This is a genomic window from Streptomyces sp. TLI_55 (assembly GCF_900206255.1).
In the GTDB taxonomy this organism is placed as follows: Bacteria; Actinomycetota; Actinomycetes; order Streptomycetales; family Streptomycetaceae; genus Streptomyces; species Streptomyces aquilus.
In genome coordinates this window covers 4,482,679-4,508,048 of record NZ_OAOJ01000001.1, presented here as the reverse complement: position 1 = coordinate 4,508,048, position 25,370 = coordinate 4,482,679, and the positions used below count along the sequence as shown (strand labels likewise).

31 protein-coding genes and 2 tRNA genes are annotated in these 25,370 nt (G+C 70.6%); 13 read left to right on the top strand and 20 right to left on the bottom strand.

The genetic code is table 11. The features are described 5' to 3' along the window. Nucleotides 1-70: 70 nt before the first annotated feature. A tRNA-Arg gene (locus CRP56_RS20670) sits at nt 71-143 on the top strand. Nucleotides 144-216: 73 nt separating this feature from the next. Further along, nucleotides 217-921, top strand: coding sequence for a signal protein (locus tag CRP56_RS47620; RefSeq protein WP_179851072.1), 705 nt, complete (start codon nt 217-219; stop codon nt 919-921). Between the two features lie 15 nt (nt 922-936). Here CRP56_RS47620 and CRP56_RS20660 read toward each other — a convergent pair whose 3' ends face one another. The 3 genes from CRP56_RS20660 to CRP56_RS20650 form a co-directional block, all read right to left on the bottom strand. Further along, nucleotides 937-1,116 (bottom strand): hypothetical protein, encoded by a 180-nt coding sequence (locus tag CRP56_RS20660; RefSeq protein WP_097266076.1) that lies wholly within the window; start codon nt 1,114-1,116, stop codon nt 937-939. A gap of 118 nt (nt 1,117-1,234) precedes the next feature. Further along, nucleotides 1,235-1,744, bottom strand: a complete 510-nt coding sequence (locus CRP56_RS20655) for a hypothetical protein (RefSeq protein ID WP_097266074.1) — start codon at nt 1,742-1,744, stop codon at nt 1,235-1,237. 172 nt (nt 1,745-1,916) lie between these two features. Then, nucleotides 1,917-2,417 (bottom strand): MarR family transcriptional regulator, encoded by a 501-nt coding sequence (locus tag CRP56_RS20650; RefSeq protein ID WP_097266072.1) that lies wholly within the window; start codon nt 2,415-2,417, stop codon nt 1,917-1,919. Between the two features lie 74 nt (nt 2,418-2,491). Between CRP56_RS20650 and CRP56_RS20645 the strand changes: the two genes are divergently transcribed. The 8 genes from CRP56_RS20645 (at nt 2,492) to CRP56_RS20610 (ending at nt 11,216) form a co-directional block, all read left to right on the top strand. Beyond that, nucleotides 2,492-2,851, top strand: a complete 360-nt coding sequence (locus CRP56_RS20645) for an HGxxPAAW family protein (RefSeq protein WP_097266070.1) — start codon at nt 2,492-2,494, stop codon at nt 2,849-2,851. A 39-nt stretch (nt 2,852-2,890) separates the two neighbouring features. Next, nucleotides 2,891-3,763, top strand: coding sequence for a DUF2797 domain-containing protein (locus CRP56_RS20640; protein WP_097266068.1), 873 nt, complete (start codon nt 2,891-2,893; stop codon nt 3,761-3,763). 115 nt (nt 3,764-3,878) lie between these two features. Then, nucleotides 3,879-4,256, top strand: coding sequence for an antibiotic biosynthesis monooxygenase family protein (locus CRP56_RS20635; RefSeq protein ID WP_097266066.1), 378 nt, complete (start codon nt 3,879-3,881; stop codon nt 4,254-4,256). Nucleotides 4,257-4,371: 115 nt separating this feature from the next. Next, nucleotides 4,372-5,112 (top strand): response regulator transcription factor, encoded by a 741-nt coding sequence (locus CRP56_RS20630; RefSeq protein ID WP_179851071.1) that lies wholly within the window; start codon nt 4,372-4,374, stop codon nt 5,110-5,112. Continuing rightward, the gene (locus CRP56_RS20625) at nt 5,109-6,704 is read left to right on the top strand and encodes a sensor histidine kinase (protein WP_097266064.1); all 1,596 of its coding nucleotides are present in this window, start codon (nt 5,109-5,111) and stop codon (nt 6,702-6,704) included. The genes CRP56_RS20630 and CRP56_RS20625 overlap by 4 nt, the downstream gene beginning before the upstream one ends. A gap of 13 nt (nt 6,705-6,717) precedes the next feature. Further along, on the top strand, nt 6,718-8,160 hold the full coding sequence (locus CRP56_RS20620; RefSeq protein ID WP_097266062.1) for a bifunctional glycosyltransferase family 2/GtrA family protein: 1,443 nt from the start codon (nt 6,718-6,720) through the stop codon (nt 8,158-8,160). Further along, complete coding sequence (locus tag CRP56_RS20615; RefSeq protein WP_097266060.1) at nt 8,157-10,277, top strand: glycosyltransferase family 39 protein; 2,121 nt, start codon at nt 8,157-8,159, stop codon at nt 10,275-10,277. The genes CRP56_RS20620 and CRP56_RS20615 overlap by 4 nt, the downstream gene beginning before the upstream one ends. 174 nt (nt 10,278-10,451) lie before the next feature. After that, on the top strand, nt 10,452-11,216 hold the full coding sequence (locus tag CRP56_RS20610; protein WP_097266058.1) for a TetR/AcrR family transcriptional regulator: 765 nt from the start codon (nt 10,452-10,454) through the stop codon (nt 11,214-11,216). Here CRP56_RS20610 and CRP56_RS20605 read toward each other — a convergent pair. The 4 genes from CRP56_RS20605 to CRP56_RS20590 form a co-directional block, all read right to left on the bottom strand. Further along, nucleotides 11,200-11,673, bottom strand: a complete 474-nt coding sequence (locus CRP56_RS20605) for a PPOX class F420-dependent oxidoreductase (RefSeq protein WP_097266056.1) — start codon at nt 11,671-11,673, stop codon at nt 11,200-11,202. The genes CRP56_RS20610 and CRP56_RS20605 overlap by 17 nt on opposite strands. Nucleotides 11,674-11,682: 9 nt before the next feature. Beyond that, entirely contained in the window at nt 11,683-12,507 is an 825-nt protein-coding gene (locus CRP56_RS20600) for a YceI family protein (protein ID WP_097266054.1), read from the bottom strand. An 84-nt stretch (nt 12,508-12,591) separates the two neighbouring features. After that, complete coding sequence (locus tag CRP56_RS20595) at nt 12,592-15,096, bottom strand: MFS transporter (protein WP_097266052.1); 2,505 nt, start codon at nt 15,094-15,096, stop codon at nt 12,592-12,594. A 13-nt stretch (nt 15,097-15,109) separates the two neighbouring features. Next, nucleotides 15,110-15,595 carry a MarR family winged helix-turn-helix transcriptional regulator gene (locus CRP56_RS20590; RefSeq protein ID WP_097266050.1) on the bottom strand — a complete coding sequence of 162 codons (486 nt, stop codon included), beginning with the start codon at nt 15,593-15,595 and terminating at the stop codon, nt 15,110-15,112. A 194-nt stretch (nt 15,596-15,789) separates the two neighbouring features. Here CRP56_RS20590 and CRP56_RS20585 point away from each other — a divergent pair, with 194 nt between their 5' ends. Continuing rightward, nucleotides 15,790-15,993 carry a hypothetical protein gene (locus CRP56_RS20585; RefSeq protein ID WP_179851070.1) on the top strand — a complete coding sequence of 68 codons (204 nt, stop codon included), beginning with the start codon at nt 15,790-15,792 and terminating at the stop codon, nt 15,991-15,993. A gap of 9 nt (nt 15,994-16,002) precedes the next feature. Here CRP56_RS20585 and CRP56_RS20580 read toward each other — a convergent pair whose 3' ends face one another. From CRP56_RS20580 to CRP56_RS47155, 9 genes are all read right to left on the bottom strand, one after another. Then, nucleotides 16,003-16,698: a hypothetical protein gene (locus CRP56_RS20580; protein ID WP_097266046.1), complete on the bottom strand. Its 696-nt coding sequence runs from the start codon at nt 16,696-16,698 to the stop codon at nt 16,003-16,005. A gap of 39 nt (nt 16,699-16,737) precedes the next feature. Continuing rightward, entirely contained in the window at nt 16,738-17,628 is an 891-nt protein-coding gene (locus CRP56_RS20575) for an RNA polymerase sigma factor SigF (RefSeq protein ID WP_097266044.1), read from the bottom strand. 302 nt (nt 17,629-17,930) lie between these two features. After that, on the bottom strand, nt 17,931-18,779 hold the full coding sequence (locus tag CRP56_RS20570; RefSeq protein ID WP_097266043.1) for an RNA polymerase sigma factor SigF: 849 nt from the start codon (nt 18,777-18,779) through the stop codon (nt 17,931-17,933). Between the two features lie 175 nt (nt 18,780-18,954). Beyond that, the gene (locus CRP56_RS20565; RefSeq protein WP_097266041.1) at nt 18,955-19,248 is read right to left on the bottom strand and encodes a Dabb family protein; all 294 of its coding nucleotides are present in this window, start codon (nt 19,246-19,248) and stop codon (nt 18,955-18,957) included. A gap of 19 nt (nt 19,249-19,267) precedes the next feature. Then, on the bottom strand, nt 19,268-19,444 hold the full coding sequence (locus CRP56_RS47615) for a hypothetical protein (protein ID WP_097266039.1): 177 nt from the start codon (nt 19,442-19,444) through the stop codon (nt 19,268-19,270). 176 nt (nt 19,445-19,620) lie between these two features. After that, nucleotides 19,621-19,705, bottom strand: a tRNA-Ser gene (locus CRP56_RS20555). A gap of 54 nt (nt 19,706-19,759) precedes the next feature. Further along, nucleotides 19,760-20,185 (bottom strand): tRNA adenosine(34) deaminase TadA, encoded by a 426-nt coding sequence (gene tadA / locus CRP56_RS20550; RefSeq protein ID WP_097274291.1) that lies wholly within the window; start codon nt 20,183-20,185, stop codon nt 19,760-19,762. 56 nt (nt 20,186-20,241) lie between these two features. Further along, entirely contained in the window at nt 20,242-20,781 is a 540-nt protein-coding gene (locus tag CRP56_RS20545) for a tRNA adenosine deaminase-associated protein (protein ID WP_097266037.1), read from the bottom strand. Nucleotides 20,782-21,012: 231 nt separating this feature from the next. Further along, the gene (locus CRP56_RS47155) at nt 21,013-21,189 is read right to left on the bottom strand and encodes a DUF4461 domain-containing protein (protein WP_143664918.1); all 177 of its coding nucleotides are present in this window, start codon (nt 21,187-21,189) and stop codon (nt 21,013-21,015) included. Between the two features lie 139 nt (nt 21,190-21,328). Here CRP56_RS47155 and upp point away from each other — a divergent pair, with 139 nt between their 5' ends. Continuing rightward, the gene (upp, locus tag CRP56_RS20540) at nt 21,329-21,964 is read left to right on the top strand and encodes a uracil phosphoribosyltransferase (protein WP_097274289.1); all 636 of its coding nucleotides are present in this window, start codon (nt 21,329-21,331) and stop codon (nt 21,962-21,964) included. A 111-nt stretch (nt 21,965-22,075) separates the two neighbouring features. Here upp and CRP56_RS20535 read toward each other — a convergent pair whose 3' ends face one another. Together CRP56_RS20535 and CRP56_RS20530 are read right to left on the bottom strand one after the other, a co-directional pair. Beyond that, nucleotides 22,076-22,717: a LytR C-terminal domain-containing protein gene (locus CRP56_RS20535; protein WP_097266036.1), complete on the bottom strand. Its 642-nt coding sequence runs from the start codon at nt 22,715-22,717 to the stop codon at nt 22,076-22,078. Between the two features lie 99 nt (nt 22,718-22,816). Further along, nucleotides 22,817-23,113, bottom strand: coding sequence for a type II toxin-antitoxin system VapB family antitoxin (locus tag CRP56_RS20530; RefSeq protein ID WP_003999914.1), 297 nt, complete (start codon nt 23,111-23,113; stop codon nt 22,817-22,819). A 104-nt stretch (nt 23,114-23,217) separates the two neighbouring features. Between CRP56_RS20530 and CRP56_RS20525 the strand changes: the two genes are divergently transcribed. After that, complete coding sequence (locus CRP56_RS20525) at nt 23,218-24,801, top strand: helicase HerA-like domain-containing protein (protein WP_097266035.1); 1,584 nt, start codon at nt 23,218-23,220, stop codon at nt 24,799-24,801. 45 nt (nt 24,802-24,846) lie between these two features. Here CRP56_RS20525 and CRP56_RS48450 read toward each other — a convergent pair whose 3' ends face one another. Both CRP56_RS48450 and CRP56_RS20520 read right to left on the bottom strand, forming a co-directional pair. After that, nucleotides 24,847-24,969 (bottom strand): hypothetical protein, encoded by a 123-nt coding sequence (locus CRP56_RS48450; RefSeq protein WP_257040845.1) that lies wholly within the window; start codon nt 24,967-24,969, stop codon nt 24,847-24,849. A 54-nt stretch (nt 24,970-25,023) separates the two neighbouring features. Continuing rightward, the gene (locus CRP56_RS20520; protein WP_097266033.1) at nt 25,024-25,317 is read right to left on the bottom strand and encodes a hypothetical protein; all 294 of its coding nucleotides are present in this window, start codon (nt 25,315-25,317) and stop codon (nt 25,024-25,026) included. Nucleotides 25,318-25,370: the final 53 nt, after the last annotated feature.

Sequence of the window (25,370 nt, the reverse complement as noted above, 5' to 3'; positions counted from 1 at the left end):
AGTCATGTAATGTTCTTCCTGTCGCCGCGAGCGGCCCGGAAGGGCAAGGAACGGCGGGAAAACAAAACAAGCACTCGTAGCTTAACGGATAGAGCATCTGACTACGGATCAGAAGGTTGCAGGTTCGAATCCTGCCGAGTGCACACTGACGAAAGGCCCCGGAGAGATCCGGGGCCTTTCGCGTTTCATGGTGATGTTCCGGGGAGGGAGAGCGCGATGAGGGTCAGGGGCGGCGGCAGAGCGGGGCTCGTGGGGGTGGGGCTCGCGGCCGTGCTGGTGGGGTGCGGCGGTGGGGGCGACGCGGAGGGCGCGGGGTCGGGCGAGGCGTCGGAGCGGGCGTCGTCCACGGCTTCCCCGTCCTCGTCCGCCTCCTCGTCCTCGTCCGCCTCTGCGTCCGCGTCCTCCTCGCAGCAGGGGCGGCTCGCTCCCGATGTGCTGCAGAGCCGTTGGTGGTCCTGGGCGGCCTCCGAGCCCGAGTCGACGAACCCGGTCGCGGACGAGGACGGCGGTGACTGTGCGCGGAACCAGCCGAAGGACGTGTGGTTCCTGGCCGGCACGTTCGGCGCGCAGGAGGCGCGCAGCTGCCCGGTCCCGGCCGGGGTGCCGCTGGCCTTTCCCCTGGTGAACCGGATCGGCGGGCCCGCCGACTGCGTGCTGTTCATGGACGACGTGAAGGGCACGGCGGTCCTGGACGGCAAGAAGGTCGAGGCGGACGTCTACCGGGGCCAGGCCGTCACCGTGGAGAGCGTCGCCGGCAATCCGGTCACCGGTACGGGCGAGACGTTCGAGGGCACCGGGTGCGGGCTGTGGATCCAACTGCCCGGTCTGGACAGCGGTCTGCACACGCTGAAGATCCGGGGCCGGTCCGCCGACTTCTCCACGGGCGTCGACTACACGCTGACGGTGGCCGCCACCTCGTAGGGGCCGTACGGCAGTTCAGGCCGTCGCCCCGGCCAACCGGTGGAAGGCCTCGATGGTGCGCGGGTGGGCGAGCTCGTCCAGGAGGTGGCGCCACTCGGGGTCGGCGGCGGCCGGGTGGGTCAGGTCCCAGGCGGTGAGCAGCGGTACGAGTTCGCTGTCGTCGGCCGGGGACGGGGGGTTCACCGGTGTGTTCATGAGAGCTTCCTTCCTGCGAGGGGGCTGAGCCCCTGGGACGGGATGCGTTCCTCCGAAGGCCCTTGAGAACCTCTGTCTTCCACCATGCCGCGACCCCACTCGCGGAACCATGGAGTCGCTAACGGGCGAGCAGAAGGTCGTCGTGGCGGAGGCGGACGACGTTCGGCAGCGGTCGTACCGGCACCGCCTCCTCCGCACGGCCGCCCGCGAAGACGCACAGCCGCAGCACCAGGAACCGGCCGATGCCGGCGAGGCCGGAGGCGGCGAGATAGACGGCCTGCTCCCAGGCGAGGCCCGGCGAGGCCGCCACAGCGTGCAGCACGAGCATCGCGGCGCAGGTCACCACGTAGGCCACCGACGCCGAACCCGCCGACTGCAGATGGCGGCGCAGTCCGGCGCGGCGGCCGGTGCCGAAGGTGAACAGGGCGTGCAGCTCGGTGCAGAGGAGGGTGGACGCGACCGTGACCACCGCGTTCGCGAACGCCCAGGGCATCAGCGTCGCCAGCAGCGGGACCGCCGCGCCGGCCAGCAGCCCCACGCCTCCGCCGCACACCACGAACCGGACGAAGGAGGCGAGCGCGCCCACCCCCTGCCGCACGTCCGGGCGCTCCGTGCGCTGCGTCTCCATGGCGATGTCCTTCCGGGGCGGTCGGGGAGCTGCTGACGTGCTCCACGATCCCCCGGCGGGCCTCGCGAAACGATGGTGTGCCCTCCCGGAACGGAGGTAGGGCCAGCTCCACCATCTCCCCTCGGCCGCGCCCTACTTGGACTCCCTTGCAGGGACTCCCTTCGGCCGCGCCCTACTCGGAGCGCCCGGCGTCCTCCGCGTCCTTGCCGCGCAGCTCCTCGATGTACTCCAGCGCGAGGCCTGTCGCGCGCGTGAACCAGTCGTTCAGTACGGCGGTCTCGGCGGCGGAGTAGTCGGCGAAGAGGGTGTCGAGACGGGCGTAGTAGGGGCCGTACAGGGCCGTGACCCGGGCGACCGCGGCCGGGACGGCGGCGACGCGGACGCGGCGGCGGTCCGTGGGGTCGGGGCGGCGGGTGATGAAGCCGCCGCGCTCCAGACGGTTGAGGATGCCGGTCATCGCACCCGTGGTGACGTGCGCGTGCTCCGCGAGGTCGCCCGCGGTGAGCAGGTTCTCGCCGGCCTTCAGGACGCAGGCGAAGCAGAGCAGGTCGGTGACGTTCAGGCCCAGCCGCTGGGCCATCTCCTGCTGGCCGAGCAGGTGCGTCGCGATGAGGGAGTCCATCGACGACAGCGCCTCGGCCGGGGTCGTGGCGGGGCGGGGCTTGGCTGGCATCTTTCCTATTACCTTAGATCGTGAGAGATTTAGGATCTGAACTTCTTAGACTGTGAGAGATTGGAGGTGGGTACGTGAGCCAGTATGACGAGGGGCACACGATCGCGGGGTGGACCGGATGCGCCGTGGCCACGGTCGGTTGTGTCGTGCTGGGCCTCGGGGTGGTCATGGTGTCGGTCCCGGTGCTGGTGGGCGGGGGCGCCCTGGTGGTGCTGGGACTTCTGGTCACCTGGGCTCTCCATCTCGCCGGCTGGGGCAAGCCGCCGGGGCGACGGCCCCGGGAGGAGTGGGGGATGCGGACGCGGGACCTGTCGGCGCGGGACGGGCATCCGGGGTGTGTGGGGTGCCGGTTGGCCGGGCGGGGGCGGCGGGCCGCGGTACCCGTGGTCGTCGGCGCCGAGCCGGAGGTCGTCACCGCGGACGCCGGTGGCTGATCGGGGCGTTGTCAGTGGTGCCCCCTACTCTCGTCAGAGATGGCACAGGCATGGAAGTGCGCGGGGCTGCGCTGGTCGGCGGACGGCCCCGTGCTGGCGTGGGACGGCGGTCGGCGCAGTGCGCTGACCTGGGGGAAGAGAGTGGCCTTCGGGGTCGCGGACGGGGGTGTGCGGACATGCGTGGGAGCGCGGGGGCATGCGTGTCCGGTGCGGGCGGCCGTGCCGGGGCGGAGCACGGGGGCGCGGTGCGAGGAGTGTGCGCGGCTGGACCGGGCGCACTCCGTGGCCGCCGACACGATCGCGGACGACCCGCGCCCGTACCACGTATATCTGGCGTGGTTCGGCCCCGGCATGACCAAGGTCGGGATCACCGCTGAGGAGCGGGGTTCCGCGCGGCTGCTGGAACAGGGGGCCGTCTGCTTCAGCTGGCTCGGCGTCGGCCCGCTGATGGCCGCCCGGCGGACGGAGGAGCTGCTGCGGGCCGCCCTCCGGGTGCCGGACCGGATCCCGTACGCCGACAAGCGCGCCGTGCGGTCCGCGTTGCCCGGGACGGCGGCGGAGCGGGCGGCCGAGATCGCGGAACTGCACGGGCGGGCGCTGGCGTTGGGCGGCTGGCCGGAGTCGCTGCGGGCCGAGCCGTTCCGGCCTGTGGACCATGTGGAGGTGTTCGGCCTCGCGGGGGCGCCGGCCGCTGTCGGTGCGGTGTCCGAGCTCGTCGCGGGTGGGGTGGTGGGCGGGCGGCTGGTCGCCGCCGCCGGGCCGGATCTGCATCTGGACACGGGGGACGGTGTGATCGTGCTGGACACGCGGCTGATGACGGGGTGGGGACTGGTGCCGACGGAGGGGGCGGAAGTCTCGGTGCCGGTGCGGGAGTTCAGGAGGGAGGCGGGGGTGCAGGACGGGTTGTTCTGAGGGGCTGCGGGCCGGGCGACGGCCGGGACGCGGAAGGTAAAGAGACGGATCCCTCCGGGATCCCTTTCGGCAAGGTCCCTGGACGCGGCGCCGCGCCGGGGCGACCGTGGATGACATGAGTGATCAACACGTTGCACCTGTCGCGCCCGTTCTCCCTGTCGCCGCCCATGAACCGCCGTACTACGCGGTCGTCTTCACCTCCGTCCGTACCGAGGAGGCGGAGCGGGACGGCGGATACGGCTCCACCGCGGAGCGCCTGGGCGAACTGGTCCAGGAGATCCCCGGGTTCCTCGGCGAGGACTCGGCGCACACGCCGGGCGGACTCGCGGTCACCGTGGCCTACTTCCGGGACCTGGCCGGCATCGAGGAGTGGCGGCGGCACGCGGCGCACCGCGAGGCCAAGGAGCGCGGGCGGGCGCACTGGTACGAGCGGTACTCGCTGCACATCGCCAAGGTCGAGCACAGTCACGGCTTCCAGCGGGCCCGCGTCTGACCTCGGGCGACCGGTGCCGCCTCGGTGTTCCCTCTTGGTGTTCCCTGTGCGTTTCTCAGGGAAATCACAGGAAGACGAAAGCCTGTTCTCAGAGCGTCCCGACAGTGTGTCCAGCATGACCACGACCTCGCCCCAGGGGCGCACCGAACTGCTGAGGCCGGACGGGAGCCCCGTCCGAGTGCTTGTGGTGGACGACGAGCAGTCGATCACCGAGCTGCTGTCCATGGCCCTGCGCTATGAGGGATGGCAGATCCGGAGTGCGGGGGACGGCACGGGCGCCGTCCAGACCGCGCGGGAGTTCCGGCCCGACGCCGTCGTCCTCGACATGATGCTGCCCGACATGGACGGGCTGACCGTCCTCGGGCGGCTGCGGCGTGAGCTGCCGGACGTTCCGGTGCTCTTCCTCACCGCCAAGGACGCCGTCGAGGACCGTATCGCCGGGCTCACCGCCGGTGGGGACGACTACGTCACCAAGCCGTTCAGCCTCGAAGAGGTCGTGGCCCGGCTGCGTGGGCTCATCCGGCGCTCCGGTGCCGCCGACCGCCGCTCCGAATCCGTGCTGGTCGTCGGCGACCTCACCCTGGACGAGGACAGCCACGAGGTCGCGCGGGCCGGGCAGTCCATCCACCTCACCGCCACCGAGTTCGAGCTGCTGCGCTTCCTGATGCGCAACCCGCGGCGGGTGCTCAGCAAGGCGCAGATCCTGGACCGCGTGTGGTCCTACGACTTCGGCGGCCAGGCCAATGTCGTCGAGCTGTACATCTCCTACCTGCGCCGCAAGATCGACGCCGGTCGCGAGCCGATGATCCACACCCGGCGCGGCGCCGGTTACCTGATCAAACCCGCGGCGTCATGAGCGGACGGCGACGGCCGCGTCCGCAGCGGAAGCGACTGGGCAAGCCGCGTACCCTGCGGGCGCGGCTCGTCGTCGCGTCCGTGGTGCTGATCGCCGTGGTGTGTGCGGTGATCGGGACCGTGACGACACTCGCGTTGCGGTCGCATCTGTATGAGCAGCTCGACACGAAGGTGGGCGAGGCCGGGGCGCGGGCCGCCGGTATGAACGCTCCGCCCGGCAGGGAAGACGAGGGCCATATCCGGCCGCAGGGCACCGCGACCCTGGACGACCTTGTCAGGGGCCCGCAGGAGGGCACCCTCGTGGCCTCGGTGAAGAACCACGTCGTCACCGATGCCAAGGTCGGGGTGAAGGACGACACCTCCTACGAGCAGAAGGCCGAGGGGCTCTCCGACGAGGCGATGAACGCACTCGACGAGGTCTCCCAGGACGGGAAGATCCACACCGTCGACATCCCCGGCCGCGGTGAGTACCGCGTCGAGTACCGCACCGGCCCCAAGGGCGACTACTACGTCGGCCTCCCCACCAAGGAAGTCAACAACACCCTCAACACCCTCATAGCCGTAGAAGCCAGCGTCACCGCCGCCGGCCTCGTCGCCGCCGGTATCGCCGGTACCGTCATCGTCGGCGTAGCCACCCGCCCCCTCCGTCGCGTCGCCGGGACGGCCACCAGGGTCTCCGAACTCCCCCTCCACACCGGCGAGGTGAACCTCAGCGAGCGGGTCCCCGAGTCGGAGTGCGACCCGAACACCGAGGTCGGCAAGGTCGGCGTCGCGCTCAACCGGATGCTGGACCACGTCCACGCGGCCCTGCACTCCCGCCAGCAGAGCGAGATGCGGGTCCGCCAGTTCGTCGCCGACGCCAGTCACGAGCTCAGAACCCCCCTCGCCTCCATCCGCGGCTACGCCGAACTCACCCGGCGCGGCCGGGAGCAGATCGGCCCCGACACCCGCCACGCGCTCGGACGCATCGAGTCCGAGGCGGGGCGTATGACGTTGCTGGTGGAGGACCTGCTGCTGCTCGCGCGGCTGGATGCCGGGCGGCCCCTCCAGTTCGAGCAGACCGACCTCATCCCCCTCGTCGTCGACACCGTCAGCGACTCCCGCGCCGCCGGAATGGAGCACAACTGGCGGCTCGACCTCCCTGATGAACCCGCCCTCGTCGCCGGCGACGCCGCCCGCCTCCAGCAGGTCCTCATCAACCTGCTCGGCAACGCCCGCAAACACACGGAACCCGGCACCACCATCACCGCCCGCGTCCAGCGGCGCGGCCCCTGGATGTGCGTGGACGTCGAGGACAACGGGCAGGGAATCCCACCGGATCTGGTGCCGCATGTCTTCGAGAGGTTCGCGCGCGGTGACTCGTCCCGGTCCAGGGCCTCCGGGTCCACCGGGCTCGGGCTCGCCATCGTGCAGGCCGTGGCGACCGCGCACGGCGGTGCCGTGACCGTGGACAGCGTGCCGGGGCGGACCGTGTTCACGGTTCATCTGCCCGCGCTCGCCCCCGCGATCCCCCGCCCGGCGCCCGAAACGAACTGGCAATCACACTCACAGGCACAGCACAGTGCCACCACATGGGTGCGACAGGGCAGTTGACGACAGTCGGTCCATGCGAACCGACTCTTCTCCCGGCACTCTGCCGGCGCGGGAGCACCTCCCGGCCGCAGCCGCCGGTACGCCTGTCCTGGACGTAGTGATCCCCGTCTACAACGAGGAGAAGGACCTCCAGCCGTGTGTGCGCAGACTGCACGAGCACCTCGCGCGCACCTTCCCGTACGCGTTCCGCATCACGATCGCGGACAACGCGTCGACGGACACCACCCCGCAGGTGTCCCGGCGGCTGGAGGCGGAGATCGCCGAGGTCCGGGCCTTCCGACTGGAGCAGAAGGGCCGCGGCCGCGCCCTGCGCGCCGTGTGGTCCGCCTCGGACGCGCCGATCCTCGCCTACATGGACGTGGACCTGTCCACCGACCTCAACGCCCTGCTCCCGCTGGTGGCCCCGCTGATCTCGGGCCACTCCGACCTGGCGATCGGATCCCGCCTCGCCCGCTCCTCCCGAGTGGTGCGCGGCCCCAAGCGGGAGTTCATCAGCCGCTCGTACAACCTCATCCTGCGCGGCTCGCTCCAGGCCCGCTTCTCTGACGCGCAGTGCGGCTTCAAGGCCATCCGGCGTGACGTGGCGCAGGCGCTGCTGCCGATGGTCGAGGACACCGGCTGGTTCTTCGACACCGAGATGCTGGTCATCGCCGAGCGCGCGGGACTCCGTATCCACGAAGTGCCCGTCGACTGGGTCGACGACCCCGACTCCACCGTCCACATCGTCAGGACGGCGACCGAGGACCTGAAGGGGGTGTGGCGGGTCGGCAAGGCGCTGGCCACCGGCTCGCTGCCGCTGGACCGGATCGCGCGTCCCTTCGGCGACGACCCGCGCGACCGCGAGATCGAGGACGTACCGAAGGGCCTGGCCCGCCAGCTCGTCGGATTCTGTGTCGTGGGCGGCCTGTCGACCCTCTTCTACCTCCTCCTCTACAGCGGCTTCCGGACCTTCTCCGGTTCGCAGGTCGCCAACGCGCTCGCGCTGCTGGTGTCCGCCGTCGCCAACACGGCGGCCAACCGCCGGCTCACCTTCGGGGTGCGCGGCAGCGGCGGCGCCGTACGGCACCAGGCGCAGGGCCTCGTCGTCTTCGGCATCGGCCTCGCCCTGACCAGCGGCTCCCTCGCCGCCCTCGACGCGGCCGGCGGCCACCCCGCGCACTCCACCGAACTGGCGGTCCTGATCGCCGCCAACCTCGCCGCGACCGTGCTGCGCTTCCTGCTCTTCCGCGCCTGGGTGTTCCCCGACCGCCCCGAGTCGACGGTGATCGCGAGCCACACCCCCGCCCCCGCCACATCACCTCTCCACCCGCCGCTGCCGGTGCGCGCGGGTGGCAACCACTTCTCGTACGACGACCAGCTCCGCGCCGGTGAAGCCGCGGACCGCACCCGGGGGGACGCCACCATGCAGCTGCAGCCGGTGCGCCCGACCGACACCGACCCGAGGGACGCCCGATGACCATCACCAGTACGACCGTTCAGGAGCCCTCGGCTCCTGCGGCCCCGCCCGCCCCCGAGGCCGGAGAGCCCAAGCAGCCGTTCGTGCGCGGACTCTGGCGCGGCCGCCCCGAGGACCCCCGCTGGGCGCGCCCGGCCTTCTGGGCCCTGCTGCTGGCCACCGCCGCCCTCTACTTCTCCAACCTGAGCTCCTCCGGCTACGCCAACTCCTTCTACTCCGCGGCCGTCCAGGCCGGCAGCCAGTCCTGGAAGGCGTTCTTCTTCGGCTCGCTCGACGCGTCCAACGCCATCACCGTCGACAAGCCGCCGGCCTCGCTGTGGCCGATGGCGCTGTCGGTGCGGATCTTCGGGCTCAGCTCCTGGGCGATCCTGATGCCCGAGGTGCTGATGGGCATCGGCACGGTCGCCGTCGTGTACGCCTCCGTGCGCCGCCGCTTCAGCCCCGCGGCCGGTCTGATCGCGGGCGCCGTGCTCGCGCTCACCCCCGTCGCGGCGCTGATGTTCCGGTTCAACAACCCGGACGCGATGCTCGCCCTGCTGATGGCCGTGGCCTGCTACTTCGTGGTCCGCGCCCTGGAGGACGGCCGGACGAAGTGGCTGGTGTGGGCGGGTGCGGCGATCGGCTTCGCCTTCCTCGCCAAGACGCTCCAGGCCTTCCTGATCCTGCCGCCGCTCGCGATCGTGTACGCGGTCTGCGCGCCGGTGTCGCTGAAGAAGCGCTTCGGCCAACTGGCCGCCGCGACCGCCGCGTTGATCGTCTCCGGCGGCTGGTGGGTCGCGATCGTCGAGCTGTGGCCCGCCTCCTCCCGCCCCTACATCGGAGGCTCCCAGAACAACTCCTTCCTTGAACTGACCTTCGGTTACAACGGACTCGGCCGCCTCAACGGCGACGAGACCGGCAGCGTCGGCGGTGGTGGCGGCAACGGCGGCGGCCAGTGGGGCGAGACCGGCTGGGACCGGATGTTCAACTCCGAGATCGGCGGCCAGATCTCCTGGCTGCTCCCGGCGGCCCTGATCCTGCTGGTCGCGGGCCTGTGGGCCACCCGAAAGGCGCGCAGGACGTCCGTCACCCGCGGTGCGTTCCTGGTCTGGGGCGGCTCGCTGGTGATCACCATGGTCGTCTTCAGCTACATGGCGGGCATCTTCCACCAGTACTACACGGTGGCCCTCGCTCCCTACCTGGCGGCCGTGATCGGCATGGGCGCCGGGCTGCTGTGGGAGAAGCGCGCCGAGCTGTGGGCGTCGATCACGCTCGCGGCGTCGGTCGTGGCGGCGGCAGCCTGGAGCTACGTCCTCCTCAACCGCACCCCCGACTACCTGCCCTGGCTGAAGTGGCTGGTCCTGATCGGCGGTCTGGTCGCCGCGCTCGGCCTGGTCTTCGCGGGCCGGATCAACCGCCAACTGGCCCTCGCGGCGGCGGCCCTGGGCCTGGTGGCCGCCCTCGCCGGCCCGACCGCGTACACGATCAGCACTCTCCAGGAGGGCCACACCGGCTCCATCGTCACGGCCGGCCCGGCCGGCGCGAGCATGATGGGCGGCCGGGGCGGTGGCCCCGGTGGCGGTGGCTTCCCGGGCGGCGGCCAGAACAGCCGACAGGGCCAGCAGAACGGCCGGCAGGGCGGCGGTTTCCCGGGCGGCGGCGGCATGCCGGGTCAGAACCAGCAGAACGGCAACGGCAGCACCCAGAACCAGCCGGGCGCCATGGGCGGCGAAGGCGGTGGCATGCGCGGCGGCGGTGGCGCCGGCGGCCTGCTGAACGGCGCGACCGTCTCCGACGAGGCCAAGAAGCTGCTGGAGACCGACGCCGGCGACTACACCTGGGTCGCGGCGGCCATCGGCGCCCAGAACGCGGCGAGCTACCAACTCTCCACCGGCGACCCGGTGATGGCGATCGGCGGCTTCAACGGCACCGACCCGTCCCCGACGCTGGCCCAGTTCAAGCAGTACGTCGAGGACGGCAAGATCCACTACTTCATCGCGTCCGGCTCCGGCGGCGGCATGCGCGGCAGCAGCAGCGGCACGTCCTCGCAGATCACCTCCTGGGTCGAGGCCAACTTCAAGAAGGTGACGGTGGGTGCGTCGACCTTCTACGACCTGACGCAGAAGGCGAGCAGCTGACGTAACGCGACGAAGGGCGGCGACCGGTGGAGGTCGCCGCCCTTCTTCAAGGCGACCTGAACCATGCCGCCGCGCCCCTCCGGGCCACTACCGCCAGGACGCCCTGCACCTCCACCCTGAAGGGGGGAGCACTGGGCAAGTTTTCGGTAGCTCGTACAGCCAGGAAGGTGCGCCATGGAGAAGGCCGGTCAGCGGGCTGCGCGTACCAGTGTGTGGCTGGAGGGGAAGGCGCGGCGGGGTGCCCGGGGCGGGGGTCAGCCCACTGGGCTCGATCGTGAGCGCATCACCTCGGCCACCGTCCGGCTCCTCGACAGTGAAGGGCCGGCCAGGTTCTCCATGCGGCGGCTCGCCGCCGAGCTGAACGTCACCGCGATGTCCGTCTACTGGTACGTCGACACCAAGGACGACCTCCTCGAACTCGCCCTCGACGCCACCTACGGCGAACTGGTCCTCCCCGGCCCGGAGGCGGCCTGCGAGGACTGGCGCGACCAGCTCCGCGTGCTGGCCCGGGGCTACCGTGCCCTGCTGGTGCGGCACCCGTGGATGTCCTCGCTGGTCGGCACGTTCCTCAACATCGGGCCGAACAGCCTGGTCTTCTCCCGGTGCGTCCACGGCGTCATCCGCCGTACCGGCCTGCCCGCGCACGGCCTGGCGGCGGCGATCTCCGCGGTCTTCCAGTTCGTGTACGGCTTCGGCACGATCGAGGGCCAGTTCAACGCCCGTTCCGCGCAGGTCGGCATGACCCCCGACGAGTACTTCCGCGACGCGATGAGCGCGGTGAGCCAGGCCCCGCAGACCGCCGGCCTCGTCAAGGAGGCGGAGGACATCATGGCGGCGCGGGGCGGCGGCACGGTCGAGGAGGTGTGGGAGCGGGACTTCGCCTTCGCCCTCGATCTGCTGATCGCGGGGATCGAGGCGATGGTCAGGCGTCCGGCGTGACGAGCCGGGCCGGAAAGCCCCCCGTCGCCACCGGCCCCCACTTCTCCGGCGTGATGCGGATGATCGACTTGCCCTGCTTCAGCATCGCGGCCCGGTACTCGTCCCAGTCCGGGTGCTCCCCGGCGATGTTCCGGTAGTACTCCACGAGCGGCTCGACGGAGTCGGGCGAGTCGATGACCTCGGCGGTGCCGTCGATCTGGACCCACGGCCCGTTCCAGTCGTCGCTCAGCACGACGAGGCTGACCCGTTCGTCGCGCTTGGCGTTGCGCGTCTTGGCCCGCTCCGGGTAGGTGGAGACGACGATCCGCCCGGAGTCGTCGACCCCGCAGGTCAACGGCGAGGCCTGCGGGCTGCCGTCCGCCCGCCGGGTCAGCAGCAGGGCCTTGTGCCGGGGCCGTACGAAGTCCAGCAACTCGTCGAGGGAAACACGGGTGTTGGTAGCGATGCTCGGTGCCATGTCCTCAGCCTAGGCCTGCGGAGGCAGGGACTCCCCTTGCACCGCCTGAATGTCGAGCTCCACCTTCAGCGTCGTGCCGATCGCCGCGATCCCCGCCTGCACGACCTGGTTGTAGTTCATCGCGAAGTCGTCCCGGCGCAGCTCGGTCGTCGCCCGGAACGCGGCTCGCGTCCCGCCCCACGGGTCGGCGCCGGTGCCGAGGTAGGCGAGGTCCAGGTCGACCGGCCGTACGACACCGTGCATGCCCAGCTCCCCGTGGACCGTCCAGCGGTCGGTGCCCGCGAGCGAGATCCCCGTCGACCGGTAGGTGATCTCGGGGTGCACCTCGACGTCCAGGAAGTCGGCGGACTTCAGATGGCCGTCGCGCATCGCGTTCCCCGTGTCGATGGACGCGGCCCGGATCACCGCCTCCACCCGGGACTTGGTGACGTCGTCCGGCGCGATCTCGATGGTGCCGGCGAAGTCCGTGAAGCGGCCGTGCACGCTGGAGATGCCCAGGTGCTGGGCCACCGCGCCGACGCTGGAGTGCACCGGGTCGATGGTCCACGGCCCCGGCGGCGGGAGTTCGGTGCCGCCCTGCCGGGCCAGGGTGACCGTGCCGACCTCGGCCCGGCCGCTCGCCGTGACGATCGCGCTGGACGCGGCGGGCGCGTAGCCGACGGCGGTGACGATGACGGTGTACGCGCCGGGCGCCAGCGGCTCGGGGTCGCGGACCGCGCCCTCCTCGTCGGCCTCGGCGCGCAGCACCTGCGTGCCGGTCATGTCCGTCACCGTGACGACCGCGTGCGACACGGCCCATCCGTCCCGGGTGCGGATCCTCGCGGTCAGTCCCATCTCAGCTCTCTCCTCCACACAGGTCCGGCCCGTGGCGCGCGCCTCCGCTCGAAACGCGCTCCACGGGCCGGGGTATTCAGTGACTCACTCGCCGGGGTGCGCGAGCTCTATGTCGTGGCCGTCGGTCCCCCGGCCGGCCACCGTCAGGGCCGTCGCGACCGGCGGGTAGCCGGTGGCGATGACCGTGTACTCGCCGCCGTCCAGGTCGGTGAAGGCGTACGCCCCGTCCGACCCGGTGGTGGCGGTGCCGACCACGTTGCCGGCCGCGTCCACGAGGGTCACCCGTGCGTCGGCCAGCGGACCGTGCGGCGCTCGTACGACGCCCTGGACCTGGGCGCCGGAGTCCAGCTCCACCTCGATCCGGGTGACACCCGTGCCGCCGACCTCGACGGGCAGCGCGCGCGGCCGGTACCCGGCGGCGTTCACCGCGACGGTCACGGCGCCCGGCACCAGCTCGGCGAAGCCGAACTCGCCCTGCTCACCGGTGGTCCCGGTGGCCAGCAGATCACCGCGGACGTCGGTCACGATGACCATGGCGTCCTTCACCGGCAGCGCGCCGTCCGAGGCCCGCACGACCCCGCTCAGCCCGCTCGTGCCGCTGAGCAGGATGTCGTACGCCACCGGCTCGCCGTTGACCACGACGGTGGACGCCTGCGGCTGGAAGCCGTCCGCGGCGGCGATCAGGACGTACGAGCCGACGCTGGGCGCCTCCACCCCGTACGAGCCGTCCGCCTGCGTCACCGACCGGCCCAGCTGCCGTCCCGCGAGCGAGATCAGCGTGACCGCGGCCTGCGGAACGGGCGCGCTCTCGGCGCCGCGGACGTGACCGCGGACCGGGATGCCGCCGGACGGTGCGGCCGGGGCCTCGACGGTCGCCACGGCGGCGAGCCGCTGGGTGCCGTCGGCGGCCGGCTCGGCGGTGGCCCAGCTGGGCACCCGCTCCTCGGCGACCGGCGCCTGCGCATCGGCCTCCACCGGAGCCTTCTCGGCCTCGGACTCGGACGCCGCCTGCGCCATCGCACCCTTGGTCTTCAGCGGGACCTCCTTGATGAACAGCGTGATCAGGAAGGCGACCGCGGCCAGGCAGGCGGCGATCAGGAACACGTCGGCGATGCCGTGGCCGTACGCGCTCTCCATGACCGTGCGCAGTGGCGCGGGCAGCTTGTCCATGTCCGGGATCTCGCTGGAGCCGCTCGAACCGTTGGCCAGCGATGCGTACTTGGGGCCGAGGTCGGTCAGGCCGTCCTTGACGTAGTCGGTGATCTTGTTGGCCATCACGGCACCGAGCACCGAGACGCCCATCGCACCGCCGAGGGACCGGAAGAAGGTGACCGTGGAGGACGCCGAACCGAGGTCCTTGGGCTCGACCTGGTTCTGCGTGCACAGCACCAGGTTCTGCATCATCATGCCGATGCCGAGACCCAGCAGGGCCATGAAGATCGCGGTCTTCCAGTAGTCCGTGTCGTAGCGGATGGTGCCCAGCAGACCGAGGCCCGCCGTGATGAGCACGCCACCGCTGACCAGCCAGGCCTTCCAGCGGCCGGTACGGGTGATGAACTGCCCCGAGACGGTGGAGGAGACGAACAGTCCGCCGATCATCGGGATGGTCAGCACGCCGGACATGGTCGGGGACTTGTCGCGGGCCAGCTGGAAGTACTGGGCGAAGAAGACCGTGCCGGAGAACATCGCGGTGCCGACGAACATCGACGCGATCGACGACAGGGTGATGGTCGGGTTGCGGAACAGCCGCAGCGGGATGAGGGGTTCGGAGGCCTTGGACTCCACCAGCACGAAGATCAGGGCGAGCGCGATGGAGCCGCCGACCATGGCGTAGGTCTGCCAGGAGATCCAGTCGTACTTGTCACCGGCGAAGGTGACCCAGATCAGCAGCAGCGACACGGCCGCCGCGACGAAGAACGCGCCGGCCCAGTCGACCTTCACGTCCCGCTTCACGACCGGCAGGTGCAGGGTCTTCTGCAGCACGATCAGCGCGATCACGGCGAAGGGCACACCGACGTAGAAGCACCAGCGCCAGCCGAGCCAGGAGGTGTCGGTGATGACACCGCCGAGCAGCGGGCCGCCGACGGTGGCGACGGCGAAGGTCGCGCCGAGGTAGCCGGAGTAACGGCCGCGCTCGCGCGGGGAGATCATCGCCGCCATCACGATCTGCGCGAGGGCGGAGAGGCCGCCGACACCGATGCCCTGGACCACGCGGAAGGTGATCAGCATGCCGGCGTTCTGGGAGAGTCCGGCCGCGGCCGATCCCAGCACGTAGATGATCAGCGCTATCTGGACGAGCGCCTTCTTGCTGTAGAGGTCGGCGAGCTTGCCCCACAGGGGAGTGGAGGCCGTCATCGACAGCAGGGCGGCGGTGACGACCCAGGTGTAGGCGGACTGGCCGCCGCCGAGGTCGCCGATGATCTCCGGGAGGGCGTTCGAGACGATCGTGGACGACAGGATCGCCACGAACATCCCGAGCAGCAGCCCGGAGAGCGCCTCCATGATCTGCCGGTGGGACATGGGGGCGTGGTCCGTGCCTCCCCCGTGCTTGGCGTGAGCCCGCACACCGGCTGGTGTGGTGGTTGCCATGGACTTCCTTCTCTTATGTGTTTGCGGGTGTACGGGTGGTCTCTTCGAACACAGGAGGGGCGGCGGGGGCGCGACCGTCGTCGAAGCTCGCCCGGAGCCGGGCCATGAGCCCGCTCAACTGGGCCACCTCGTCGTCGCTCCAGTCGCTGAGCCGCTCGGCGAGCATCCGGCAGGTCCGCTCCGACAACTCGTCGAGCCGGGCCAGGCCCGCCGGGGTGAGGTGCAGGATGCGGCCGCGCTTGTCCGCCGGGTCGGGGGAGCGCCGTATCCAGCCGCGCTCGGCCAGGTGCGCCGCATGGCGGCTGGTCACCGACATGTCCACGGCGAGCAGCTCCGAGAGCTTGCTCATGCGCATGTCCCCGTGACGGGCGAGCAGCGTCAGCACGGCGGCGGAACCGCTCGGGCAGTCGGACGGCAGGATCCGCCCCATCTCCCGCTTCACGGCACCGAAGGCGCTGAACTGGCGCATCAGCTCCTCGTACTGCGGCTGACCGGCCATTCCACCTCCCGTATTCGTTGCTTAGGGCAACCATAGGAGAGGTTGGTTGCTGCAGGCAAATAAACCGGGTGGGTGAGACATAAAAACTTGGCAAAGGCAAGTATTGCGAGCGTAAACGTGCATGTGAGAGGGGTTGGAGCAGGTCCCTGCCCCGCACTTGGGCCGTCACGGCGGATTCGCTAGTGTCTCGGGGCATGGCTAACACCCAGGACCCCCAGGGCAACTACGACCCCGCCGGCAGCACCCAGATGTTCCGCGCGTTCGTCGACGAGGGCCCGCAGGGCCGCCAGCAGGCGGCCGCCGCTCCCACTTCCTCCGGCCCGCGCCTCGGCCTGATCGTCGGTGTCGTCGTCGCCGTGGCGATCGTCGCCGCGGTGGCCTGGCTGGCGCTCAAGTAGTTCCCGAGGTCACTTCCAGCGGACGTCGACGTCCCGCGTCTCGATGTGCATGCCGAGCGGCACGCGCCACTCCTCGACGCACACCGTCCACGTCCGCCCCTTCCGCGCGCCGCCTTCGACCGGCGCCGGAAGCTCCACCTCCGACTCGACGGTCCCCCAGTCGACCCCGAGCGCCCCGATGACGTGCGTCCCGAACCGCACGGTCCCCGAACGGACCGCGGCGCCCCCGGAGTTGCGGAACACGAGCGTCACGTCCTCGCACCACCGCTGGTCGGTGGCCGCCCGCACGGGAGCGTCCCAGGTGAGGGCGGCGGGCGCGGTCGTACGGCTGGGGGAGGCCGTCGGGGACGGCGAACCGGACGCCGTACGACCGGACTTGGCGCCGCTCGACGGGCGGGCGCTCGGCGCCGGGGGCTCAGGGGCCGGTGAACCGTACGTGTGGAGTGGGGAGTTGCCGACGCTCGGGCTTGCCGCACCGCTCTCGAGCGGCACCACCCGCACGTCCCCCGTCGGCCGCGCGGACGAGGGCGGGACGGCCGGCGGGCCGACGGCCGTGTAACCCTCCCCCGTGCTCCCGCACGAGGTCAGTGCCACGCCCAGACAGACGACGGCCGCCGATGCGCCGATCAGGGCGCCTCGACGGCCATACGTCCATGTCGTACTCGGGGTCGTTCTCGCGGTCGTGCTCGGTGTCGTACGGAGCATCGGGCCATGGTGGCTGACGCTCCGTCAATTATGAAGACCTCAGTCGGAGATGAGGCCTTCCCGCAGCTGCGCCAGGGTCCGGGTCAGCAGCCGGGAGACGTGCATCTGGGAGATGCCGACCTCCTCGCCGATCTGCGACTGGGTCATGTTGGCGAAGAAGCGCAGCATGATGATCTGCCGCTCGCGGGGCGGCAGTTTGGCGAGCAGCGGCTTCAGGGACTCGCGGTACTCGACGCCCTCCAGGGCGGTGTCCTCGTAGCCGAGGCGGTCCGCGAGGGAGCCCTCGCCGCCGTCGTCCTCCGGGGCCGGGGAGTCCAGCGAGGAGGCGGTGTAGGCGTTGCCGACCGCGAGGCCGTCGACGACGTCCTCCTCCGACACCCCGAGAACCGCGGCGAGTTCGGCGACGGTCGGGGAGCGGTCGAGCTTCTGCGAGAGCTCGTCGCTGGCCTTGGTGAGGGCGAGCCGCAGCTCCTGGAGGCGGCGCGGGACCCGCACCGACCACGAGGTGTCGCGGAAGAACCGCTTGATCTCGCCGACGACCGTCGGCATCGCGAACGTCGGGAACTCCACGCCCCGTTCGCAGTCGAAGCGGTCGATCGCCTTGATCAGGCCGATGGTGCCGACCTGGACGATGTCCTCCATCGGCTCGTTGCGCGAGCGGAACCGGGCGGCGGCGTACCGCACCAGCGGGAGGTTGAGCTCGATCAGGGTGTCCCGGACGTAGGCACGCTCGGGGCTGTTCTCGTCGAGTGCGGCGAGCCGCAGGAAGAGGGAGCGGGACAGGGTGCGGGTGTCGATGGCTCCCGAGGCCACGGGGGCCGGGAGAGCCGGGGCCGGCGCGGCCTCGACAACGGTTACGGCGTCGAGCGCGGGCGCGGACTCGCTCTTCGTGAGCGTGAGCACCTTCGAGCTGCCCTGGTCTGCGGACATGCCACCCCCTCTGGGTCGCGGGACGGTCGCGGCGGGCGTTCCGTCGAGAACGTCAGCCTTCACCTGAATACCGGAGCCGAAGCCCCGGCAAACGCGCTTCCGGCAGAATGTCACATGTCGGCAACACGCTGTAGTGACATGTCGACATGCGAGACGTGAATACGCCCTGGATAAAGGGGGTCTGACGGTTTTTCGGCGCACAACCGTCGGGATCCGTGCTGGTGAGCGATTCGCTCGCGAAGGTGATCTATCGCTTGTGCATTCGGTTGGGTCTCGTTCGATTCCCGACCGGAGCTCCAGGCTCAGGCCTCGATGCGATTCGCGGACCGCAGCCGCTGGAAGCTACGCGCGAGTAGCCGCGAGACATGCATCTGGGAGACGCCGAGTTCCGCGCTGATCTGTGACTGGGTGAGATTGCTGTAGTAGCGCAGCAGCAGGATGCGCTGTTCCCGCTCGGGCAGCTGCACCAGCAGATGCCGTACGAGATCCCGGTGCTCCACGCCGTCCAGGGCGGGGTCCTCGTAGCCGAGCCGGTCCAGCAGGCCCGGCATCCCGTCGCCCTCCTGGGCGGCCTCCAGCGAGGTCGCGTGGTACGACCGTCCGGCCTCGATGCAGGACAGCACCTCGTCCTCGCCGATGCGCAGCCGCTCGGCGATCTCGGCGGTGGTGGGGGTGCGTCCGAAGGCCGTGGTCAGGTCCTCCGTCGCGCTGTTGACCTGCACCCACAGCTCGTGCAGCCGGCGCGGTACGTGCACGGTCCGTACGTTGTCCCGGAAGTACCGCTTGATCTCGCCGACGACCGTCGGCATCGCGAACGTCGGGAACTGCACGCCCCGGTCCGGGTCGAAGCGGTCGATGGCGTTGATGAGCCCGATGGTGCCGACCTGGACGACGTCCTCCATCGGCTCGTTGCGGGAGCGGAACCGGGCGGCCGCGTACCGCACGAGCGGGAGGTTGGCCTCGATGAGTGCCCCACGCACCCGGTTGTGCTCCGGCGTGCCCGGCTGGAGCCCCTTGAGCTGGCCGAAGAGCACCTGGGTGAGCGCCCGGGTGTCCGCTCCGCGGCTGCGCTGGGGGGTGGCGGGCGCGGGAGTCTGGACCGGCGCCTCTTCCTGGGGTGGCGCAGTACTGGCCGACACGGTCAACGCCACCTCTTCATCGGTCTACATCGGTCAACTCATCCGTCAAAAGCGGTCATAGCATCACAAGACATGTGCACTGTGTGCAAGCACCCCATAACGCCGTGTTGAGGGAAGAGTTGGGGCAGAAGACGCACGAAAGCCCCCCGCCGTTCCGACGAGGGGCCGAACGAGGTGGGTCCAGGACTCAGTACGCGTAATCCGCGATCACCCAGGTGGCGAACTCCTTCCAGAGCCCCACCCCCGCCTGGTGCTCCGGGTGCTCGACATAGCGCCGCAGCGCATCCACGTCCTCGAACCCCGAGTTGATCGCGAAGTCGTAGGCGATGGGCCGGTCACTGAGGTTCCACCCCAGCTCCCAGAACCGGATCTCGTCGATCTTCCCCTCCAGCGCCCGGAAGGCCTCGACGCCCGCCTTGACGCGCGGGTCGTCGCGCTCGACACCGTCGTTGAGCTTGAAGAGGACGAGATGGCGGATCATGAGCACTCCTGGTTACGGCTTACTTCGCCCCGTCGGCGAGCCAGGTGAAGAAGTCGCCGATCGCCTTGGCGGCGTCCGATATGCCCTCGAACCCTATCTGGACGTAGTCGGCGGCCTTGGCCGGGTCCGTGATGATCACGTACAGCACGAAGACCACGAGCAGATAGACGGCGGCCTTCTTCGAATTCACCGCCATCGCGGCCTCCCCCGTGACTGAGGTGCTCTTTGGGACTGGTGTGCCGGCGGCGAGTGTAACTTCACGTCGTATTTAAGGACCAACGGCCCGCGGACTCAGGCCCTTTGCTTCCTGGCCGCTCCCTCAGGTTCCGGCACGCACGAAGGGCCCCGTCTTTCGACGGGGCCCTTCTCAAGCGGTAGCGGAGGGATTTGAACCCTCGGTGACTTGCGCCACACTCGCTTTCGAGGCGAGCTCCTTCGGCCGCTCGGACACGCTACCGAGGGAGACCTTACAGCAAGGTGGGGCATGCTCTGAAATCGGTATCCGGGGTCTTCAGCGGGAGCGGAAGAACTCGGTGAGGAGCGCCGCGCACTCCTCGGCCAGGACGCCCTCGATCACCTCGGGGCGGTGGTTGAGGCGGCGGTCGCGGACGACGTCCCAGAGGGAGCCGGCCGCACCGGCCTTCTCGTCGCGGGCGCCGTAGACGACCCGGTCCACCCGGGACTGCACGAGGGCGCCCGCGCACATCGTGCAGGGTTCGAGGGTGACGACGAGCGTGCAGCCGGTCAGCCGCCACTCGCCGAGACCGGCTGCCGCGCGGCGGATCGCGAGGACCTCCGCGTGGGCGGTCGGGTCGCCGACCGCCTCGCGTTCGTTGTGGCCGGCGCCGAGGACGGTGGTGCCGTCCGGGGCCAGTACGACCGCCCCCACGGGCACGTCCGCACCCGCCTTGCCGGCCTCGTCCAGGGCGAGCCGCATCGCGGCCCGCCAGCGGTCGCGTACCGGGTCCGGGGACCCCACGGGGACGCCCACGGTCAGCGGACGGTCTCCAGGACCTCCGAGGCGCCCAGGGCCTCGGCGATCTCGGTGAGCGCGTCCTCCGACAGGGCCTTCAGCTCCTTCTGGCTGACACCCAGGTCGTCGAGGATCTCGGGGTCGCCGACCGGGCCGTGCGGCACGGCCTCGGCGGAGCCGCCGCCCTCGCTGTCGTCGTCGTCCTCGTCCTCGTCCTCGCCGTCCTCGGTGCCGTCGAGGTCGAGCGCGTCCAGGTCGGCGTCGTTGTCGCCGGGCTCCCTTCCGAGCAGTTCGTCGGTGAGCAGGATCTCGCCGTAACTGCTGCGGGCAGCGGCGGCGGCGTCCGACACGTAGATACGGGGGTCGTCCTCGCCGTCGATGCGGACGACGCCGAACCAGGCGTCCTCCTGCTCGATCAGCACGAGCACCGTGTCGTCCTCAGCCGCGGCTTCCCGGGCGAGGTCGGCCAGATCCGACAGCGTCTCCACATTGTCGAGGAGCTCTGTGTCGCTCGCTTCCCACCCGTCTTCGGTGCGCGCGAGCAGTGCGGCGAAGTACACCGTGACTCTCCCACTGGTCATAGGCGTGCCGGTTGGGGGTCCCCCCGGCGGAGGTCTGCGGGCGGGGAGGCTTGGGTCCGAGCCCCACCCACTCGGAATCGTGGCAGAAACGGAGCGATCAGGGGACGTCTTCGGCTCCCTGTGTCCGCCCGTTTTGATCGTCCACCAGCGGGATCGTACGCGGCTCCCGCCGTGGCGCACGCATCAGGCGGCCCAAGAACGGCTCAAGCCCTACCAGCGGAAGGTGCGCATGCGCATGGCGTGGCGCAGCCGCGCCACCTTGGCACGCCGCGGCTGGACGCGGTCCCGCAGCTCCCGGGCCTCCGCGAGATCGCGCAGGAACTGGGCGCGCCGCCTGCGGCGCTCGGCGTCGGTCTCCTGTTGTGGCTCCTGCTCCGGCACTGGCATAGGTACACCACCCCGCTACGTCCCTCTCACTTTCCCTCCGACGAGGGGTTTGATGCCAGCGCCCGGGTGAATCGTGCTTCCCGGGGGTTTGGGGATCGCCGGGACGCCGGCCCCAGCGGGCCCGGTTACTGTTGTGGACATGCGTCTCCACGTCGTCGACCACCCCCTGGTCGCCCACAAGCTCACCACGCTGCGCGACCAGCGCACCGACTCCGCGACCTTCCGCCGCCTCGCCGACGAGCTGGTCACCCTCCTCGCCTACGAGGCCACGCGCGACGTGCGCACCGAGCAGGTCGACATCAACACGCCGGTCGCCCGGACCACCGGCGTGAAGCTGTCCTACCCGCGCCCCCTGGTCGTGCCGATCCTCCGCGCCGGCCTCGGCATGCTCGACGGCATGGTCCGCCTGCTGCCGACCGCCGAGGTGGGCTTCCTCGGCATGATCCGCAACGAGGAGACGCTGGAGGCGTCCACGTACGCCACGCGCATGCCGGAGGACCTCTCCGGGCGCCAGGTGTACGTCCTCGACCCGATGCTGGCGACCGGCGGCACGCTGGTCGCGGCGATCCGCGAGCTCATCAAGCGCGGCGCGGACGACGTCACGGCCGTGGTGCTGCTGGCCGCCCCTGAGGGCGTCGAGCTCATGGAGCGCGAGCTGGCGGGCACGCCGGTGACGGTGGTGACGGCAGCGGTCGACGACCACCTGAACGAGCACGGCTACATCGTGCCGGGCCTGGGAGATGCCGGTGACCGGTTGTACGGGGCTGCGGAATAGCGCCTGATCGCCGTAGGGGTGCGGATTCAGCGCGGCCGCGGGGGGTCCGTGGTTGCTCGCGCCCCGCGGCGGAGCCGCAGATCGACACGGCCCCGCGCCCCTAAAAGCCTTTCAGCAGGCCTTCTTTGAGGAGCTCGGCTCTGGCTGCGGCTTCCCCAGCGCGGCCAGCGCCTTGTCCGCGTCCGCCTTCTTCGCCAGCGACTTGAACCCGGTCCCGATGATCAGGTCCACGTCGGCACCCTTGCGCCCGTCAGCCCGCGCCTCCGCCCCCGCCACCTGCGTGCCCAGCACCTCCAGCGACGTGCTCATGGCCGACGTACGCCCCAGCAACAGCCCCGCGCCCTTGACCTTCTTGTCGAACTCCTTGGTCGCGTTGCCCACGTCGCCGATCTTGAAGCCGCGCTTCTTGAGGGCGTCGGCCGTGTCCTTGGCGAGCCCTGCGCGGGGCGTGGCGTTGAAGACGTTGACGGTGATCTGCGACGGCTTCGGATACGCGGAGGCGGACGCCGAGGCCGAGGGGGACGCCTTCGTCGCGCAGTCCGCCTTGGGACCCGCGGCGGACGCCTTGTCGTCGTTGCCGGTGAAGATGCCGATGAGCTGCAACGTGCCCCAGCCGACCAGACCGAGCGCGGCGACGGACGCCACCAGCGCGACCACGAGCCTGCCGCGCCGCCGGGGGCGGCGCATGCGCGGGTATTTGTCCCCCGTGATCCGGTACTTGCCGCCCATGCCTGGGGGAGTCAGCATGCTCATGGGCGCAGCGTAGTGCGCCGCGGCGGCGATGCCTACTAAATGATCATTGGATACCGGGCAGGAGAACCCGAAAGGGCCAACCCTTTACAGGGCGGTCACTTAATCCAGCTCCAGCACACGCGCGTGCAGCACCTGGCGCTGCTGGAGCGCCGCCCGCACCGCGCGGTGCAGGCCGTCCTCGAGGTACAGGTCGCCCTGCCACTTCACGACGTGCGCGAAGAGGTCGCCGTAGAACGTGGAGTCCTCGGCGAGCAGGGTTTCCAGGTCGAGCTGCCCCTTGGTCGTCACCAACTGATCGAGGCGGACCGGGCGCGGCGCGACGTCCGCCCACTGCCGGGTGCTTTCCCGGCCGTGGTCGGGGTACGGCCGGCCGTTTCCGATGCGCTTGAAGATCACACGGAAAGCCTACCGGTCAAGACCTTCCGGGCGCAGCCATGGCGACGGAGTGTGATGCTGGAAAAGATGCCTTAAACGGGGGCAAACCGGAACAGGTGCCTGAGATGAGTGACAGCGAGACCATGCCGCCGGCCACCGCTCCCGAGGCGCCGGGCAGCGCTCCCGCGCTTCCGAAGGAGGCCCTGGAGATCGCCTCCGGGTACGCCTTCACCGGGCCCGCCCTCGATCTCGGCGCGCTGCTGTGGGACGGGGTGTGTCTGCCGGACGCGCAGGTCAGGATTCCGCTGCCGATGCTGAACCGGCACGGACTCGTCGCGGGTGCCACCGGCACCGGCAAGACCAAGACGCTCCAGCTGATCGCCGAGCAGCTGTCCGCGCAGGGCGTGCCGGTGTTCCTCGCCGACATCAAGGGGGACGTGTCCGGGATCTCGGCGCCGGGTCAGCCCCATGACAAGGTCCGCAGCCGCTCGGAAGACGTCCATCAGCAGTGGGCGGCGACCGGCTTCCCGGCCGAGTTCTACGCCCTCGGCGGCATCGGCCACGGCATCCCCGTACGGGCCACGATCACCGCCTTCGGCCCGCTGCTGCTCTCCAAGGTGCTCCAGCTCAACCAGACCCAGGAGCAGTCCCTCGGCCTGATCTTCCACTACGCCGACCAGAAAGGGCTCGAACTCGTCGACCTGAAGGACCTCAGGGCCGTCGTCACCTTCCTGACCTCGGACGAGGGCAAGTCCGAGCTGAAGAACATCGGCGGCCTCTCCACCGCCACGGCCGGCGTGATCCTGCGCTCCCTCACCGCCTTCGAGGCGCAGGGCATGGCCGACTTCTTCGGTGAGCCGGAGTTCGACACCGCGGACCTGATGCGCACGGCGTCCGACGGGCGCGGCATCGTCTCCGTCCTCGAACTGCCCGCCGTACAGGACAAACCGGCGCTGTTCTCGACCTTCCTGATGTGGCTGCTCGCCGACCTCTTCCACGATCTGCCCGAGGTCGGGGACGCGGACAAGCCGAAGCTCGTCTTCTTCTTCGACGAGGCGCATCTGCTCTTCCACGACGCCTCGAAGGCGTTCCTCGACTCCATCACGCAGACCGTCCGGCTGATTCGCTCGAAGGGGGTCGGCGTCTTCTTCGTGACGCAGACCCCGAAGGACGTGCCGTCCGATGTCCTCGCCCAGTTGGGCAATCGCGTACAGCACGCGCTGCGGGCCTTCACTCCGGACGACCAGAAGGCGTTGAAGGCGACGGTGAAGACGTTCCCCGACTCGGCGTACGACCTGGAGGAGCTGCTCACCGGGCTCGGCACGGGTGAGGCCGTGGTGACGGTCCTCAGCGAGAAGGGCGCCCCCACCCCCGTCGCCGCGACCCGGCTGCGCGCCCCCGAGTCCCTGATGGGCCCGATCGAGCCCACCGCCCTCGACGAGGCGGTCAAGGGCTCGCCGCTGCACGGACGTTACGCACAGGCTGTGGACAGAGAATCGGCGTACGAGAAGCTCAACGCGTCCCGCGGGGCGAAGGGACCGGACGAGATGAAGGCCCCGCCGCGCAAGGCCGCCCCGAAGGAGGAGCCCTCCGTCGTCGAACAGGTCGTCGGCAGCGGCATGTTCAAGTCCCTCGCACGTTCCCTCGGCACCCAGATCGGCCGTGAGATCACCCGCTCGATCTTCGGTACGGCCAAGCGGAGGCGGTAACCCCGGTAATCCTGGTAACCCGAAGGCCCCGCCTCCGCCCCTGGCTCAGCCGCGCTTCCCTTCCTTCACCGGCGGTTTCTCTTCCTGGGGGACCGGTGGCTTGGGCGCGCTGCGGGCGGCTTCCGCGCGCAGGAGGGCGCGCAGGACGGCGTACGGGTCGACGGGCATGGTGGTGGTGCTCCTTGCGTTCGTTGCTGAAACGGCCTCGGTCGCGAGGGCCGGTCAGCAGCGCAGGACCACCGTGCGGAGGGCGAGCAGGCGAGACGTGGGGTGCGGCGGCGCCGGGAGCGGTGTGCCCTCCGGGGTGACGGGGGAGGGTGGTTCGACGCGGGGCGCGGGACGCAGCGGGGCGACGGGATGCCGTTCGGCCGGTCGCAGGACCGTGTCGAGCACGTCGTACTCGGCGATCTCACCGACCGCGACCGGCACGGCGGCCGGCGTCCCGGTGGGTGCGACCGGCACGAGCAGCGCGAGCAGCAGGACGAAGGCGCGGAGCCAGGTTCTGGTGCTGCTCATGGTTGCTGGTCTGCCCCGGGGAGTACGGGGTCCATCGCGTCGTCCGTCAGATC

Excerpts from the sequence above, each read along its gene's own strand:
- CRP56_RS20640 (WP_097266068.1), top strand. The coding sequence starts at position 2,891 with ATGGCACAGGCATGGAAGTGCGCGGGGCTGCGCTGGTCGGCGGACGGC.
- CRP56_RS20635 (WP_097266066.1), top strand. The coding sequence starts at position 3,879 with ATGAGTGATCAACACGTTGCACCTGTCGCGCCCGTTCTCCCTGTCGCC.
- CRP56_RS20600 (WP_097266054.1), bottom strand. The coding sequence starts at position 12,507 with ATGGGACTGACCGCGAGGATCCGCACCCGGGACGGATGGGCCGTGTCG.
- CRP56_RS20520 (WP_097266033.1), bottom strand. The coding sequence starts at position 25,317 with ATGAGCAGCACCAGAACCTGGCTCCGCGCCTTCGTCCTGCTGCTCGCG.
- tadA (WP_097274291.1), bottom strand. The coding sequence starts at position 20,185 with ATGCGGCTCGCCCTGGACGAGGCCGGCAAGGCGGGTGCGGACGTGCCC.
- upp (WP_097274289.1), top strand. The coding sequence starts at position 21,329 with ATGCGTCTCCACGTCGTCGACCACCCCCTGGTCGCCCACAAGCTCACC.
- CRP56_RS20625 (WP_097266064.1), top strand. The coding sequence starts at position 5,109 with ATGAGCGGACGGCGACGGCCGCGTCCGCAGCGGAAGCGACTGGGCAAG.
- CRP56_RS20620 (WP_097266062.1), top strand. The coding sequence starts at position 6,718 with ATGCGAACCGACTCTTCTCCCGGCACTCTGCCGGCGCGGGAGCACCTC.
- CRP56_RS20595 (WP_097266052.1), bottom strand. The coding sequence starts at position 15,096 with ATGGCAACCACCACACCAGCCGGTGTGCGGGCTCACGCCAAGCACGGG.
- CRP56_RS20615 (WP_097266060.1), top strand. The coding sequence starts at position 8,157 with ATGACCATCACCAGTACGACCGTTCAGGAGCCCTCGGCTCCTGCGGCC.
- CRP56_RS20535 (WP_097266036.1), bottom strand. The coding sequence starts at position 22,717 with ATGAGCATGCTGACTCCCCCAGGCATGGGCGGCAAGTACCGGATCACG.
- CRP56_RS20575 (WP_097266044.1), bottom strand. The coding sequence starts at position 17,628 with ATGTCCGCAGACCAGGGCAGCTCGAAGGTGCTCACGCTCACGAAGAGC.
- CRP56_RS47620 (WP_179851072.1), top strand. The coding sequence starts at position 217 with ATGAGGGTCAGGGGCGGCGGCAGAGCGGGGCTCGTGGGGGTGGGGCTC.
- CRP56_RS20610 (WP_097266058.1), top strand. The coding sequence starts at position 10,452 with ATGGAGAAGGCCGGTCAGCGGGCTGCGCGTACCAGTGTGTGGCTGGAG.
- CRP56_RS20650 (WP_097266072.1), bottom strand. The coding sequence starts at position 2,417 with ATGCCAGCCAAGCCCCGCCCCGCCACGACCCCGGCCGAGGCGCTGTCG.
- CRP56_RS48450 (WP_257040845.1), bottom strand. The coding sequence starts at position 24,969 with ATGCCCGTCGACCCGTACGCCGTCCTGCGCGCCCTCCTGCGCGCGGAA.
- CRP56_RS20580 (WP_097266046.1), bottom strand. The coding sequence starts at position 16,698 with ATGCTCCGTACGACACCGAGCACGACCGCGAGAACGACCCCGAGTACG.
- CRP56_RS20630 (WP_179851071.1), top strand. The coding sequence starts at position 4,372 with ATGACCACGACCTCGCCCCAGGGGCGCACCGAACTGCTGAGGCCGGAC.
- CRP56_RS47155 (WP_143664918.1), bottom strand. The coding sequence starts at position 21,189 with ATGCCAGTGCCGGAGCAGGAGCCACAACAGGAGACCGACGCCGAGCGC.
- CRP56_RS20590 (WP_097266050.1), bottom strand. The coding sequence starts at position 15,595 with ATGGCCGGTCAGCCGCAGTACGAGGAGCTGATGCGCCAGTTCAGCGCC.
- CRP56_RS20605 (WP_097266056.1), bottom strand. The coding sequence starts at position 11,673 with ATGGCACCGAGCATCGCTACCAACACCCGTGTTTCCCTCGACGAGTTG.
- CRP56_RS20655 (WP_097266074.1), bottom strand. The coding sequence starts at position 1,744 with ATGGAGACGCAGCGCACGGAGCGCCCGGACGTGCGGCAGGGGGTGGGC.
- CRP56_RS20525 (WP_097266035.1), top strand. The coding sequence starts at position 23,218 with ATGAGTGACAGCGAGACCATGCCGCCGGCCACCGCTCCCGAGGCGCCG.
- CRP56_RS20660 (WP_097266076.1), bottom strand. The coding sequence starts at position 1,116 with ATGAACACACCGGTGAACCCCCCGTCCCCGGCCGACGACAGCGAACTC.
- CRP56_RS47615 (WP_097266039.1), bottom strand. The coding sequence starts at position 19,444 with ATGGCGGTGAATTCGAAGAAGGCCGCCGTCTATCTGCTCGTGGTCTTC.
- CRP56_RS20565 (WP_097266041.1), bottom strand. The coding sequence starts at position 19,248 with ATGATCCGCCATCTCGTCCTCTTCAAGCTCAACGACGGTGTCGAGCGC.
- CRP56_RS20585 (WP_179851070.1), top strand. The coding sequence starts at position 15,790 with ATGGCTAACACCCAGGACCCCCAGGGCAACTACGACCCCGCCGGCAGC.